Raw genomic sequence first — 14,928 nt, 5'->3', positions numbered from 1 at the left:
GTTCGCGGACAGAGTGTCTGCAAGCGGCTGGAGCGGCTCTCGGACTACTGCGGAGGCCAACAGTTGAGTTCGTCGTTTCGGCTTGATACGTCTGGACATAGCCGCTTTCAGGTCATAAGGGAGGACGGCGAGCGCACGTGGTGTCGGGTCCGACGCAACGATGCCGACGGCAATGAGCACGTGGTGCTAGCCGTGCGGCTCAGTGCGGAGCGATCGACCGCCGCAGATCGCGATCGTCTCACCCACGAACACGGCCTGAAGGAAGAGCTGGATAGTGCATGGGCGTTGCGGCCGCTGGAACTATTGCGCGAAGGCGGTCGCACGCTACTTTTGTTCGAGGACTTCGACGGCGAACCGCTCGACGCGCAACTTGGCGCGCCGCTGGAGATGGGGCGTTTCTTGCGCCTGGCGGTCGGCATGGTCGCTGCCGTCGGCCAGGTCCACCAGCGCGGGCTGATACACAAGGACCTCAAACCGTCCCATATCCTCGTCAATCGCTCGACCGAAGAGGTCCGACTAACCGGCTTCGGCATTGCGTCGCGCCTGCCCCGCGAGTGGCAGGCGCCCGAGCCACCCGAGTTCATCGCCGGCAGTCTCGCCTACATGGCCCCCGAGCAGACCGGGCGGATGAACCGCTCGATCGACGCCCGCAGCGACCTCTACGCGCTTGGCGTCACGCTCTACCAGATGCTCACGGGGTCGCTGCCATTCACGGCCACCGATCCGACGGAGTGGGTGCACTGCCATGTCGCAAAAAAGCCCGACGCGCCGTACGAACGGGTGAAGAACGTCCCGGCCGTAGTCTCTGCCATCGTCATGAAGCTGCTCGCCAAGACGGCCGAGGAGCGTTACCAGACCGCGGGCGGGGTCGAGAGCGATCTGCGCAGCTGCCTCGCGCAATGGCAAGCGCGAGGCGCCATCCACTCCTTTGCACTGGGCCAATATGACACGCCAAACCGGCTGCTGATCCCCGAGACGCTGTACGGGCGCGAGCGCGAAATCGACACCCTGCTTGCCGCCTTCGAGCGGGTGGTGGCCGGGGGCGGACCGGAGCTGGTACTGGTGTCTGGCTATTCCGGCATCGGCAAGTCGTCGCTGGTGCAAGAGCTGCACCGAGCGGTCGTGTCGCCGCACGGCCTGCTCGCATCCGGCAAGTTCGACCAGCACCAGCGCGACATTCCTTACGCAACCCTGGCGCAGGCGCTCCAGGGCCTGATCCGCCCGCTGCTGGGCCAGACCGACGCCGAACTGGCGCCTTGGCGCGAAGCGCTCGCTGAGGCGCTGGGCCCGAACGGCCAGATAATGATGCCCCTCATTCCCGAGCTTCGACTGTTCATGGGCCCGCAGCCGCCAGCGCCGGAACTGCCGCCGCAAGAGGCGCAGCGCCGCTTCCAGCTGGTATTCCGCCGCCTGCTCGGTGTGTTCGCTCGGGCGGAGCGCCCGCTGGCGCTGTTCCTCGACGACCTGCAGTGGCTTGACCTGGCGACGCTTGATCTGCTGGAGCACCTGGCGACCCAACCGGAGCTGCGCCATCTACTGCTTGTCGGCGCCTACCGCGACAACGAGGTCACCCCCGCGCACCCGCTGGTGCGTCGGCTCGCGGCGATCCGCGACGCGGGGGGCCAGGTGCGGGAAATTCGCCTGAAGCCGCTCAGCGTCGCTGGCCTGGGCCGACTGATCGCCGACGCGCTGCAGTGTACGCCGCGACGCGCGGCGCCGCTGGCCCGGCTGGTGCACGTCAAGACCGGCGGCAACCCGTTCTTTGCCATCCAGTTTCTTACCGTCCTCTGGGAGGAGGGACTACTGGCCTTCGTCCCAGGCCAGCGGACCTGGGCCTGGGACCTTGAGCGCATCCGCGCCAAGGGCTACACCGACAACGTGGTGACGCTGCTGCTGGGCAAGCTCGCCCGCCTGCCGGAGGAAACACGGGATGCCCTGACACGGCTCGCCTGTCTCGGGACCAGCGCGCAAACGGCCACGCTAAGCATCGTTCTCGGGGTGCCTGGAAAGGCGGTCCATGCGGCGCTGTGGGACGCAGTCCGGTCCGGGCTCGTCTTGCGCTCGGACCGCGCCTACGCTTTCCTGCATGACCGCGTGCAGGAAGCGGCCTATGCGCTGATCCCCGCGGGCGAGCGGCCGACCGAGCATCTGCAGATCGGCAGGCGGCTCGGGTTGTGGACGACGCCGGAGAAGGTCGAGGACAACATCTTCGAGGTCGTGAACCAGCTAAACCGGGGTGCCGGGTTGCTCATTTCTGTGGAGGAGCGTCAGCGAGCCGCGGAGTTGAATCTCATGGCGGGCAAGCGCGCCCAGGATTCGATGGCCTATAACTCGGCGCTGACCTACCTGGCTGCCGGTCGGGCACTGCTGGCCGAGGACTGTTGGGACCGGCGTTATGCACTCGCCTTCTCGCTTGAGTTCCACCACGCCGAATGCGAGTTCCTGACCGGTCAGTTAGCTTGCGCCGAGGCGCGCCTGGCTGCGCTACCAACCCATGCCGCTTCCCTCGTAGACCTCGCTGCCGTGACCCGCCTGCGTATATCGCTCTATATGACCGCGGGTGAGAACGGACACGCCATTGCGGTGGGGATCGAGTACCTCCGCCGCGCAAGTATCGACTGTTCGCCGCACCCGACGCATGACGAGGTGCGCAAGGAGATCGAACACATCTGGCGCCAGCTCGGCAAGCGCTCGATCGAGGAGCTCATCGAACTGCCGCCGATGAGCGATCCGGCCGCTTGCGCCAGCATGGACGTCCTCGCGGAGATCCTGCCGCCAGCCTCGTGGACTGATAACGAACTCTATTGCCTCGTTGTCTGCCGGATGGCGAACCTGAGCCTCCAGTATGGCAACAGCGACGCATCATGCCTCGCCTATGTCTATCTCGGCATGATTCTGGGACCGCACTTCGGCGACTACCAAGCCGGGTTCCGCTTCGGCCAGTTAGCCATCGATCTGGTGGAGAAGCGCCGGCTGGACCGTTTCAAGGCCCGTGTCTACATGTGCTTCGGCTACCTTGTGAATCCGTGGGTGCGGCACCTGAACACGTGCCGCACCTTGTTGCGGCGCGCCTTCGACATGGCTCAGGAAGCTGGCGACCTTACCTTTGCGGGTTATAGCTATATCAATACGGTCACCTTCATGCTCGCAGGCGGCGATCCGCTTGACGAGGTGCAGCGGGAAGCGGAGGCCGGACTCGGCTTCGTGCGCAAGGCGCAGTTCGGTGTCGTCATCGATCTTGTCGCCGCACAGCTCGGGCTGATCCGGACGTTGCGCGGCCAGACGCCGGTGTTCGGCTGCTTTAATGACGACCAGTTCGATGAGGATCGCTTCGAGCAGCATCTGCAGGGCGACCCGGATCTGGCGGTAGTGACCTGCAGGTACTGGATCCGCAAGTTGCAGGCTCACTACTTCGCCCAGGAGCACGCGTGCGCTGTTGCGGCAGCGGCGAAGGCGGAGCAGTGGCTCTGGACGTCGCTGTCGTTTTTCGAGGCGGCCGAATACCACTTCTATAGCGCCCTTGCGCACGCGGCCCAATTCGACATGGCCTCCGTCGCGCAGCGCGCGGGGCACCTGGACGCGTTGGCCGCGCACCATCGCCAACTCCAGGAGTGGGCCGAGCACTGCCCGGCGAACTTCTCCGACCGCGCCGCGCTGGTCCGTGCCGAACTCGCCCGATTGGAAGGCCGCGAACTCGACGCCGAGCGGCTCTACGAGCAGGCCATCCGCGCAGCTCAGGACAACGGCTTCGTCCAGAACGCGTCGATCGCTTACGAACTGGTGGCGCGCTTCTACGCGACGCGTGGTCTGGATATTTTCGCCGGGACGTATCTACGCAAGGCCCGCCAAGGCTATCTACGCTGGGGCGCTGATGGGAAGGTGCGACAACTCGATCAGCTTCATCCGCAACTGCGGGAGGAAGAGCCGGCACCCGGTCCGACGAGCACGATCGCCACGCCCGTCGAACATCTCGATCTGGCGACCGTGATCAGGGTATCGCAGGCGGTCTCGGGCGAGATCGTCCTGGACAAATTGATCGACACGCTGTTGCGCACTGCGCTCGCGCAGGCGGGGGCCGAGCGCGGTCTCCTGTTTTTCGTCGCGCACGGGGGGGAGCCGCGGCTCAGGGCAGAAGCCACCATCGAGCGCGACACGGTCGTCACACAGTTGCGCGATGAGCCCGTGACAACGGCGGTGCTGCCCGAATCCATACTCCGCTACGTCATGCGAACGCGGGAGAACGTCATTCTCGATGATGCGGTAAAACACGACGTGTTTTGCGCCGATCCCTACATCCGGCGACATCAGGTCCGCTCCGCGCTCTGCCTGCCGCTGATCAACCAGGGCGGACTCGTCGGCATGCTGTACCTCGAGAACAATCTGACGCCGCGCGTCTTCATGCCAACCCACATCGCGGTGCTGAAGCTGCTCGCTTCGCAGGCCGCGATCACTCTTGAGAACGCGCTCCTGTACCGCGACCTCGCAGAACGTGAAGCGAAGATCCGGCGCCTGGTCGACGCCAACATTGTCGGCATCTTTATCTGGGACCTGGCAGGTCAAATTCTCGACGCCAATGACGCATTTCTGCGTATCGTGGGATACGACCGCGAGGACCTCGTGTCGGGGCGTATGTGCTGGACAAACCTGACACCGCCCGAGTGGCTCGACCGCGACATACAACAACGGATTCCTGAGCTCCGGATGACGGGGACGTTACAGCCCTTCGAGAAGGAATTCTCCAGGAAGGACAGCAGCCGAGTGCCGGTTTTGATCGGCGCGGCGACGTTCGAAGAAGGTGCAAGCCAAGGTGTCGGCTTCGTGCTCGACCTGACCGAGCGCAAGCGGGCGGAAGCCGAAGCGCGCGAGAGCGAGCGGCGCTACCGCGGAGTCCAGACGGAACTCGAGCACTCGAACCGGGCTGCGACGATGGGACAGCTCACGGCCTCGATTGCCCATGAAGTGCAGCAGCCGATCGCCGCAACAGCAACCTATGCTTCGGCCGCCTTACGCTGGCTGGACGGCAATCCGGCGAACCTTGAGGAGGTCAGGCTGGCGCTCGAGCAAATCGTCAATGAGGCAATGCGTGCCGGCGGCATCGTTAGCGGGGTTCGCGATCTGGTCAGGAAAGCGCCACCGCGCAAGGACAACGTTGACATCAACGAGGCGGTCCGCGAGGTGACCGAACTGACGCGGGGCGAAGCGGCGAAGCACGGCGTCTCGGTGCTGACCGTACTCGAGGATGGGTTGCCACTCGTCCTGGGAGATCGCGTGCAGCTGCAACAGGTGAGGCTCAACCTGATCGTCAATGCCATCGAAGCGATGAGCGAAACGAGCATGGGCCCGCGCGAGTTGCTGATCAGCACGAGCGCGGATTCATCGAATGGCGTGTCTATCGCCGTACGGGACTCTGGACCGGGACTGCCTGCAGAGGGGATCGAGCGCGCGTTCGATCCGTTCTATACGACCAAGGCAGATGGCTTGGGCATGGGCCTGTCGATCTGTCGTTCGATCGTCGAGGCGCATAGGGGACGACTTTGGGTGGGAGCAAACGTGCCGCGTGGCGCCGTCTTTCAACTCGTTCTTCCGCGCGGGGAAGTCGAACATGCTCCGTCCAGTGGGAACGACGGTCTGCCGGTGGCATGAGCAAGTCAATGCCTAACCGGATCGAACAAGACGAATAGACGATTTTCAAAGACGGCCAAGAGGCTGCGTAGCTCATCCTCATCCAATTGTCGAGCTTCCGGTCAACAGCCTTTAGCGCGTGAGTCCGGAAATCCAGCGCCGACATGAGGGTATTCCCAAACGCATTCTTGACCGTGCCTGGGACGCACAGGTTCGACTCTGCCGCCGATACCGCAAGCTAGCCGCGCGCGGCAAGAATGTGAACATCGCTGTTGTCGCCGTCGCGCGCGAACTTGCAGGGTTCATCTGGGATATCAGCAGGCTCGCAATGTCGCTTGCCGTAGCGCGAAACGAGCGGCTGGCGTAGCTCTGAGCTTTGCTACAGATTCGACGAGTTTCCCGAATTATGGAAACGTCGCGCGATGGCGATTCGATCCTCTTTGCGCATCGCTGGCCTGGTCGAAAGGACTGGAGGAAGGCTACTGCGGTAGAGCGTGCCACACCATGCACAACGATACGGCGAAGCTACGAGACTCCTTGCGCAAAATGAGGTTGTGCGGCACCACACGCCAGGCACCGTATCGAACTTTCATCGACTACCTCCTGCCAGTTTGTACTGGCGCACTTCACTCGCGTTACGGCCTGCACACTTGCGCTGCCATTAATTCGTGACACGCTTTACCCGAAGGATTCAGCCATTTCGTTACCTCCATAGCAGCTCCGGTTACTTCCGGATGGAGCGGTTGCCTGACGGAGCTTGCACCCGCTGGAAAGCCTCACCTTTTCACGGCACGCACCCCATATCTGCCGGTCGGCAACTTCGAGCGAACGTCGCAAGCGGAGCCCAAAAATGGACGGTCACGTCGATCAAAGTCGATTAAGGATCGACTATCGATTCGTTAGCTCAGACGGCGCTTTCCTTCGTGTTGTTCCTTATCGAACGGCTGTGGAGAACATCGCCGGGAGGCGTTTACCTGCTCATGCTGCCAGCGGATCCTCGTTTCCAGCTGGCCGCGGGAACCAGTGCAGCGACCTATTCGGCAAAGCGCATGATTGGCTGTCGGTCGGGAAGCGGGTGACGCGTTTCAAGTGAAATGAAGGCATACACGAACGTTTCAATTGGAATCAATCGACGGCCTGTATGAAATGATGAAGTAACGGTCGGCCGATTAAATCTCCATCAGTCCCGGCGCACAGCGCGGCGCCAGGAAATTCCCCGAGTATCAATGGAGATATACATTATGAAAACGCTTGTTTGTATCACGTTTGCGGCCTGTGGACTCGCCGCCCCTATTGCCGCCTTCGCCGTGCCGCCATCGGCCCCGCTGACCCGCGCGCAGGTGCAAGTGGAACTCATGCGGCTTGAGAAGGCCGGTTACACCCCCTCCGCCGGCGATGAGGCGGACTACCCTGCCAACATCCAGGCGGCAGAGGCAAAGGTCGCTGCAGAGCGTGCAAAACAGCTGTCTGTCACGCGGAGCGATTCCTCACCGGCAGCCTTAGTTCAATAGAGTGTACAGCTAATCATGTAGCCGGCCTGCACCCGTTCGAGTAGAACTGGCTGGCGCAGGCCCCGGTCTCGACCTACGCGCCTGGCGTGCCGAGAAGGAGCGAACCGCATTTCCTGAGCACGTTGAGGTAAACGGTCTCGTTGTACGGCGTGCGCGTCTGCCAGGACCGATACAGGACGCGGATCCACGTGAATGCAAGGTGCAAGTCGAGCTGGTCTCGAAACAGGTGCAGTGGTGGCTCTCGGAAATGTTTCATTTGTAATCGGGCGAGCGTCTTTCGAAACCTTTCGGTAACGGGACGACGGTTTAATCGCTGTCAGGGTCGCATGCGGCAAGTTGACGCTGGTTGACGCGGAGCTTCCACGGCGATCGCGCTAATCCGGAATGGACAAACACCTTCTGGTTTGACCGGACGCCGTTTTCAGCATGGCGCCTGGAACCACTAAGGTCTTGATTCCACTATCCGTGCAACCGGTTCTTTACCCCGGGCTGATCAGCCCGAATTTCCTCTACTACCGGGAGGCCTATGCCTGATCGATATCGTGATGACGCTCCTTTGGAATTCAGTCTTGCTCGTCGCAAGATCGTTGTGGGTGGCGCTCTCCTGGTAGGTGCCCTCGCAGTTCTGCCGACCCCGTCCATTGCAGCAACCAGCGAATTGGCTCCAGAGACTTCCGTGTCGCAGTTCATGGAGATCTCCTCACTACTCATCGCCCATCGCCTGGACAGACACATCGGACAGCGGATCGCTGTTGCCATGCAGACAGAAAATTCTCACATCGGTGAGCACATCAAGGATTTGCTTGCCATTGCGAAGCAGAAGAACGCGAAGATTGTCGAGGATTTCTTCCCTGACGTTCCGGACGGACCTTTAAAGGAAAGCGCCCTTTCAATCATTTCCGCGTGGTACTCGGGCGTGATATCTGACTCGCCTGATGCAGAGGTTTTTGCCTACGAGTTGGCACTCATGTACCAACCGACCATCGATGTGATGACTATCCCGTCTTACGCAATTTCCGGACCGAATGGCTGGAACGCCGATGCACCGCCACTCAGCAACATGCCGAATTTCTAAACGCAATGGCTTCAGGACAACAGAGGACTCTCCAGATGACAAGTGACCATAACGCGGACGTCGTCATAGTAGGAACGGGCGTCGTGGGTTGCCTGATCGCGCAACAGGCGCTGGATGCAGGCCTGTCCGTGTTGATGCTCGAAGCGGGCCCCCGCGTCGACCGCTGGCGGATCGTTGAAAACTTCCGGAATTTACCGCCAGGCATGCGGGATCATTGGAATGCGCCCTACCCGGCAAAACCATGGGCGCCTCATCTGGAAACGCACACGCCCGCAGAGGAATCGGAATATCTTCAACTCGAAGGACCTAACGCGCGTGCCTACCGTCAAGGATATGTCCGCTATGCGGGAGGCGCGACCTGGCACTGGGCAGGCATTTGCTGGCGCCTGACGCCCGACGATATGCGCCTGAAGACTCTTTACGGCGTCGGACGGGACTGGGCGTTTGAGTATCAGACGCTCGAACCCTACTACACGCGAGCGGAATACGCGATGGGCGTAGGTGGACCGTCTGACCCGGCGTTGCAGTGGCCGCCGAATCAAAGGCGCTCGAAGCCATATCCGATGGGCCGCCTGCCATACGGTCAGGGAGAACAACGTTTCACCGATGTTGCTGCCAGCATTGGACTAAAAAACCTTCCTGCGCCTCAGGCTAGAAATAGCGGCGTCAGCTACGACGGGCGCCCCCCCTGCTGCGGCAACAATAATTGCTTTCCAGTCTGTCCTATTGCTGCCAAGTATGACGCGGCGTCAGCGCTCCCGAAGATCGAAGCCAAAGGCGGGAGAATTCTGGCAAATGCCGTGGTCTACAACGTCGAGACCGATGCGAAGAATAGCATCCAGGCCGTGCATTATTTCGATCCCGACAAGACCTCCCACAGAGTCACGGGGCGGCTCTTCGTTATCGCTTGCAACGGCATTGAGACGCCAAAGATCCTCCTTCTCTCCAAGGATGACCGCAATCCTAATGGAATCGCAAACCGCTCCGACCAGGTCGGGCGCAACATGATGGATCAACCGAAACTGGTTGCAGAGCTGGTACTCGCTGAACCGATGTGGACCGGGGTTGGACCTGTTCAGGGAAGCAGCATATTGCACACCGGTCAGGGGGCCTTCAGAGGCCGATATGCTGGGGCGTTGCTACGCACAGAGAACGCGGCGCGCAGTGCGATCGGCGGGATGGCCGCACTGAAAAAGGGGCTGGTAGGAAAGGCCCTGGACGCCGAAATTCGGCGCCTCTCCGCATGTACCGCAAAGCTGACCATCGAGCACGAAATACTTCCTGACCCAAACAATCGCCTGACTCTGTCGAGCAAAAAGGATTGGTTAGGCATCAATAAGCCCAACATTTACTACGATGTCGGGGACTACGTACGTCGCAGCGCTAAAGAATACACGGTGCCATTGTTGAAGCGTCTCATTTCCGCGCTCGGCGCCACTGATAGCAAGATTGCCACGCAGTTCACGAATAGCGATCACATCATGGGCGGCTGCATCATGGGTACCGATCCGTCCACCTCGGTGGTTGACGTCGACTGCCGCGCACATGACCACCACAACCTGTTCTTGCCTGGCGGCGGCGCGATGACGACAGGCGGCAGCGGGAACAGCACCCTCACGATGGCAGCGTTAGCACTGAAGGCAGCTGACGCTATTGTCGCCCAACTCAAGCACGGGTAATCATGCGCAATTTCAGTCATTGCCTGCGCGGCTTTGCTATTCTCATTGCAGGCACCACCATAGCAGCGTCGGCCCACGCGGCTGACTTGGCCAGCGATACGGCTGAACTGGTCAAGCGCGGGGAGTATCTCGCCAGAGCTTCGGACTGCGTGGCCTGTCACACTGCTGCACACGGAAAGCCGTTTGCGGGCGGCCTTCCCATCAGTTCGCCAGTAGGCACAATCTACTCGACGAACATTACCCCGTCGAACGAGTTCGGGATCGGGCACTATACCGAACAGCAATTCTCTGATGCGCTTCGCCACGGTATTCGAGCCGATGGCGCAAACCTCTACTCCGCAATGCCGTACACGTCGTATTCTGTCTTCACCGATGATGATGTGCACGCGCTGTACGAGTACTTTACGTTCGGCGTGAAACCTGTCGATCAACCAGTGCCGAAAACCAGCCTGCCATTCCCGCTGAACATACGTGCGTCAATGAAGGTTTGGAACTTTCTTTTCCTGAATAAAGATACGTTTCAACCTGATCCCCACCACTCGGTGGAATGGAATCGCGGCAAGTATCTCGTACAGGGCGCTGCACATTGTAGTGCTTGCCACACTCCTCGCGGATTCCTGATGCAGGAAGAGACGAGCCTTGAACTGGCCGGCGGTCAGGTGGGAGCATGGTATGCGCCGAATATCACGTCTGACGCTACTAGCGGCATTGGAAGCTGGAGCAAGGAAGATCTCGTGGACTATCTACGTTTCGGACGGGTACGTGGCAAGGCACAAGCGGCAGGTAGCATGGGTGAAGCCGTCGAGCACAGTTTCCAGTACATGTCGACGGCGGATCTCGAGGCTATGGCAACGTACGTAAAAAGCGTCCCACCCATTCATGATTCGACCGACGACACCTCCCGCTTTTCCGACGGAGCGACATCGTCAGAACTCGCCGCCTTGCGCGGACGCGATGGCGTTAAGTCAGCGAACGATGCCCATCCAACCGGTAGCGAGCTATTTCAGGCAAATTGTGCATCCTGTCACTCCGCTCAAGGTCAGGGTAGCAAGGATGGCTATTATCCGAGTCTGTTCGACAATTCCGCGACGGGGTCAAGGAACGCCAACAATCTTGTTGCCACGATCCTGAACGGCGTAGATCGCACGACTACGGCGGGACAGGCATACATGCCCGGATTTGGCGGCAACCCGGACGATATAAACGCCCTAAGTGACGAAGATATCGCCCTGCTGGGTAACTACGTCCTTCGGCACTACGGCAACGCGCACGCTACTATTACAGTGCAAAAGGTTGCCGAGGTCCGTAAGGGTGGTCCGTCTTCCTCCCTCGTTGCGCTTGCGCGTGCAGGCATCGGAGCGGCTGGGGCCGCGATGATTCTGCTGCTGGCCTACGTTACTGTCAGGTCGCGCAAGCGTCGTATCTGAGGAATTTGCGTCCCACCAATTCTGGCGCGATGAACTGCAACTCCAAGGGACCGTGGGTCTTCGGCCACGGTCCACACCTGGTTCCGAACCATAGGGTCGCCCCACTCAGATTGCTCATAAGCGAAACGTGGTATCTTGAACTTCGAGACTGATCTGCGGAATGCGTTCACCGTACTACCAGGTCTTTCAGACCATGACAGTGGTGCAGCGCGGAACGGTCCGAGGCATGCTGTGAGTGAAAATATCTTCGCCGCTATCATGTACGTTCGAGTTGACAGCTACCTGCCCGCTGCGAGCCGCTCATTGAAAGCTACTATTTCCCACTCTGGCCACAAACCCTGAAATCATGAACGAGTCGAATCTTCCGCACGTGCTGACAGTGGATGACGACCCAGCCATCCGTAGCCTTATCTCCGAGTACCTGACCGATAACGGCTTGCGGGTTACCGCAGCGGCTAACGGCGAAGAAATGACGGCTGCGCTCGAGGAGTATGCGATTGATCTGGTCGTACTTGACCTGCGCATGCCGGGAGAGGACGGTATGACGATTGCGCGGCGGGTACGTGAGAAATCGTCGCTACCAATCATCGTCGTATCGGGTCGTCTCGACGAAGTCGACCGCGTGATGGCACTCGAACTTGGCGCCGACGACTACCTCACGAAACCTTTCAGCCCGCGTGAGTTGCTGGCTCGCATCCGCACCGTGTTGCGGCGTGTGACTGCCGCTCAGTCTCTGACTGGACGTCAGGCCGATGCGCGTGCATTTCGCTTCGCCGGATGGGAGCTCAATATCGGCACGCGGCGACTGACATCGCCCGTCGGCAAGCGCGTCGAATTGACCAACGGCGAGTTCTGCCTGCTCAACGCGTTTCTCGCTTCTCCGGGGCGCGTTCTGACGCGCGAACAGCTTCTCGAAGCGAGCCGTCTTTACGACGACGTCTATGATCGCTCGATCGACGTTCAGATCCTTCGGCTACGACGGAAAATTGAAGAGGATCCGTCACACCCGCAATACATCAAGACCGAGCGCGGTGTGGGATACGTGTTCGCGGCGGCAGTAGACAAGCTGACCGGAGCGGCCTCCTAGCCACCCGATGGCCGCAGCGGGACTTCGATATCAACGTACCCGCTGAACCATTCGCGAACGCTACTCCATGTCGAAATGCGCGGGTGTGTCGCGGGGTGCGGACGCAGTCATGAGGCGTGCCGCAATCAGGCCTGCCTCATAGAGAAGGATCAGAGGTACGGCAAGGATCAGTTGCGACAGTACGTCCGGCGGCGTGACAGCCGCCGCGATCACGAACGCGCCAACGATCACATAAGGCCGTATTTGCCTGAGCTTCGCGACGCTAACAACTCCAGCGTGCACCAGCATCACGACAACAATCGGGACTTCGAACGTCACGCCGAAAGCGACAAACATCGTCATCGCAAAGCCGAGAAACTTGTCGATGTCTGTCGTCATCTCCGCGCCGAGTGGCGCGTTGTAATGCGCCATCACGCGGAAAATGGTTGGAAATACGAGAAAATACGCGAATGCCATTCCGCAGAGAAATAACGCGTAGCTCATCCCGATCAGTGGTCCGACCCAGCTTTTTTCGGATCTGTAGAGTCCCGGTGCGATGAATGCCCAGATTTCGTACAACACAAACGGCAGTGCAATCAGGAACGCAACTAGCATCGTCACCTTCATGGGTACGAAGAACGAACCCGTTACGTCAGTGACAATCAGCTTGCCGCCTTCGGGAAAATTTTGCATCAGCGGCCGCGCAAGCAGCCGGAAAATAAGCGGCGCCCAGTAGACAAGTCCAATGAACGCGATGATCACTGCAACCGCCGAGCGAACCAGACGGCGCCTCAACTCGACGAGATGTGAGAGATAGGACTGGTTTTCAAACTCGGCTTGCGTTCGGGGTAGATCGCTCATGGCGCGCACCTCTCCTGGCAATTGTTAATGTTTAGAGGAAATGCACCGACTGGCGACTGGCCGCTGAACGAACTCCACCGGAACGCACCTTGCGTGAAGCAGTCACGGGACGACTGGTTTCCGCCATGCGCTTACCGTGTTGTTGCCCCGCACGTATCGAGCGCCAGTTTCTCCTTCGCTCCGTATCCACTGACGCACGTTTTACGAAAGCGACTGCCGACGCACCGTCGTCCTGGCTGGCGGCAACCGGCGCGTCGCCGCCGGCCACCGCCAATGGCGACTCCAAACCACGCTGTACAGGCAAAGCATCGCCGCGAACAGACATTGTCGAATCGAGCGCGTCTTCGAACCGGCTCATGGTCGATTCGAACTGGGTTTTCAGCCGCCGCAGTTCGTCGAGTTCCATCTCGTGCGTAACCTGCGACTTCAGCTTATCGGCGTACTGCCGTGCTCGGCCAAACAATGCGCCGGCCATGCGCGCGACGCGCGGCAGGCGCTCTGGCCCAAGGACGATGAGCGCGACCACGGCTATCAGCGCCATTTTCGAAAAATCGAAGTCCAGCATAGTCGTATCCTCTACCATTACCCAACATGCGGTCGATCAGCGAAAGTCCTCTGCGGGACGCGCGGTTTCCTTCGCGGCGACCTCCACCGTCGCGCCGTGCGATGTCAATTGCTGCTCCAGTTCAGCGATCGACTCAGCTTCCTTGACGCCCTGCTTGAATCCCTTGACCGCAAATCCGATATCGCTGCCGATATTGCGCAGTTTGCTCGTACCAAACACAAGCGAAATGACTACCAACACAATCAACCAATGCCAAATGCTTAGGGAACCCATGAAAACTCTCCTTGAAATTCGCCGAGTCAATATTTACGGCGTGAAACCTGGCCGTCAGGCCGGGATGCGGCGCCGGACGTGACTGTCGAATTGCCTCGTTGAAGGCGTCGGCAGATGTCGAGCAACGCGATAAACAACAGGGCGGCTGGCACACAGAGTCCGGCATCGTGCAGTCGCGGCGTGGTCAAGCCGCCAACCAACGCGCCGATCGCGAAGCTAAGGCTAATCACACCGAGCATTGCTGCATCGTTTAGCCCGGAAGCATCGCGCCGGGGTATCGTCGATTCGAGAAATAGCTGCATACACCGACGCAGATTGGCCGTCGTCATGACAGACGTGTAGGTCACGTTTCCGGAATGCGTGAAGAACATCGTTTGCAGCGTTGCGACGAACGAGATGCCTGGTATCAGCCAGAACTCCGGCAGCCCTCTCAACGAGGCCATCAAAAGAAACACAATTTCAAAAACAAGTGAAATCAACGCGTGATTTCGTGCCCAACGCGGTGCCGTCAATTGCAGTAAATATGCTGCCAATACCGCGCACGCGAAACCAACGATTGGCGAAATATGCCTTCCTGCCTGATGCCAGTCTCCGGCACCCAGATTGATTGCCAATAACACAATGTTGCCGGTCATGGAGCTTGCGAAAACCTTGCCATGCCCGAGATATGTGAACGCGTCGAGAAAGCCGCCCGATAGGGTCAGCAGCACCGCCACATTCCGACTCGCTTCGGCTCTTTCAATGTCCATCGCTATGCTCGAAGATTCCTTGAATACCTGCAAAACGTTCACGCCAGGTTCGGGCGGCCCCTCTTCACGTCTGCGCTCCCAGCCGGACTTGATCGACAGG

Annotated in this window: 11 protein-coding genes and 1 pseudogene; 7 read left to right on the top strand and 5 right to left on the bottom strand. The window is 60.0% G+C overall.

Translation table 11 applies throughout. The annotated features are described in order from the left end of the window. The first annotated feature begins 63 nt into the window (after positions 1-63). The 3 genes and pseudogenes from P0D84_RS25575 (at position 64) to P0D84_RS25565 (ending at position 7,133) form a co-directional block, all read left to right on the top strand. Positions 64-5,643: a trifunctional serine/threonine-protein kinase/ATP-binding protein/sensor histidine kinase gene (locus tag P0D84_RS25575; RefSeq protein ID WP_408341454.1), complete on the top strand. Its 5,580-nt coding sequence runs from the start codon at positions 64-66 to the stop codon at positions 5,641-5,643. A 115-nt stretch (positions 5,644-5,758) separates the two neighbouring features. Continuing rightward, positions 5,759-5,989, top strand: a pseudogene (locus tag P0D84_RS25570) (IS110 family transposase); the annotation flags it as partial. An 874-nt stretch (positions 5,990-6,863) separates the two neighbouring features. Beyond that, positions 6,864-7,133 (top strand): DUF4148 domain-containing protein, encoded by a 270-nt coding sequence (locus P0D84_RS25565; RefSeq protein ID WP_408341453.1) that lies wholly within the window; start codon positions 6,864-6,866, stop codon positions 7,131-7,133. Between the two features lie 73 nt (positions 7,134-7,206). Here P0D84_RS25565 and P0D84_RS25560 read toward each other — a convergent pair whose 3' ends face one another. After that, the gene (locus P0D84_RS25560) at positions 7,207-7,389 is read right to left on the bottom strand and encodes a hypothetical protein (protein WP_408341452.1); all 183 of its coding nucleotides are present in this window, start codon (positions 7,387-7,389) and stop codon (positions 7,207-7,209) included. A gap of 300 nt (positions 7,390-7,689) precedes the next feature. Between P0D84_RS25560 and P0D84_RS25555 the strand changes: the two genes are divergently transcribed. The 4 genes from P0D84_RS25555 (at position 7,690) to P0D84_RS25540 (ending at position 12,401) form a co-directional block, all read left to right on the top strand. After that, positions 7,690-8,208, top strand: coding sequence for a sugar dehydrogenase complex small subunit (locus P0D84_RS25555; RefSeq protein ID WP_408341451.1), 519 nt, complete (start codon positions 7,690-7,692; stop codon positions 8,206-8,208). A 35-nt stretch (positions 8,209-8,243) separates the two neighbouring features. Continuing rightward, positions 8,244-9,887 (top strand): GMC family oxidoreductase, encoded by a 1,644-nt coding sequence (locus tag P0D84_RS25550; RefSeq protein WP_408341450.1) that lies wholly within the window; start codon positions 8,244-8,246, stop codon positions 9,885-9,887. A gap of 2 nt (positions 9,888-9,889) precedes the next feature. Beyond that, positions 9,890-11,314 carry a c-type cytochrome gene (locus P0D84_RS25545; protein ID WP_408341449.1) on the top strand — a complete coding sequence of 475 codons (1,425 nt, stop codon included), beginning with the start codon at positions 9,890-9,892 and terminating at the stop codon, positions 11,312-11,314. 346 nt (positions 11,315-11,660) lie between these two features. Then, a complete protein-coding gene (locus P0D84_RS25540) occupies positions 11,661-12,401 on the top strand; it encodes a response regulator (protein ID WP_408341448.1) in 741 nt (246 codons plus the stop codon). Between the two features lie 60 nt (positions 12,402-12,461). On the opposite strand, the gene tatC is transcribed toward P0D84_RS25540, so the two are convergent. Genes tatC through P0D84_RS25520 form a run of 4 tightly spaced genes read right to left on the bottom strand, consistent with a single transcriptional unit; the run spans position 12,462 to position 14,828 of the window. Next, a complete protein-coding gene (gene tatC, locus P0D84_RS25535; RefSeq protein WP_408341447.1) occupies positions 12,462-13,241 on the bottom strand; it encodes a twin-arginine translocase subunit TatC in 780 nt (259 codons plus the stop codon). A 31-nt stretch (positions 13,242-13,272) separates the two neighbouring features. Then, on the bottom strand, positions 13,273-13,806 hold the full coding sequence (gene tatB, locus P0D84_RS25530; RefSeq protein WP_408341446.1) for a Sec-independent protein translocase protein TatB: 534 nt from the start codon (positions 13,804-13,806) through the stop codon (positions 13,273-13,275). Between the two features lie 36 nt (positions 13,807-13,842). Further along, positions 13,843-14,079: a Sec-independent protein translocase subunit TatA gene (gene tatA / locus P0D84_RS25525; RefSeq protein ID WP_408341445.1), complete on the bottom strand. Its 237-nt coding sequence runs from the start codon at positions 14,077-14,079 to the stop codon at positions 13,843-13,845. A gap of 26 nt (positions 14,080-14,105) precedes the next feature. Continuing rightward, a complete protein-coding gene (locus P0D84_RS25520; protein ID WP_408345995.1) occupies positions 14,106-14,828 on the bottom strand; it encodes a YoaK family protein in 723 nt (240 codons plus the stop codon). Positions 14,829-14,928 lie beyond the last annotated feature (100 nt).

The organism is Paraburkholderia sp. RL17-337-BIB-A, from assembly GCF_046025895.1.
GTDB classification, from domain to species: Bacteria; Pseudomonadota; Gammaproteobacteria; order Burkholderiales; family Burkholderiaceae; genus Paraburkholderia; species Paraburkholderia fungorum_C.
The sequence above is the reverse complement of the archived record's forward strand: the minus strand, read 5'-3'. Positions and strand labels throughout refer to the sequence as shown.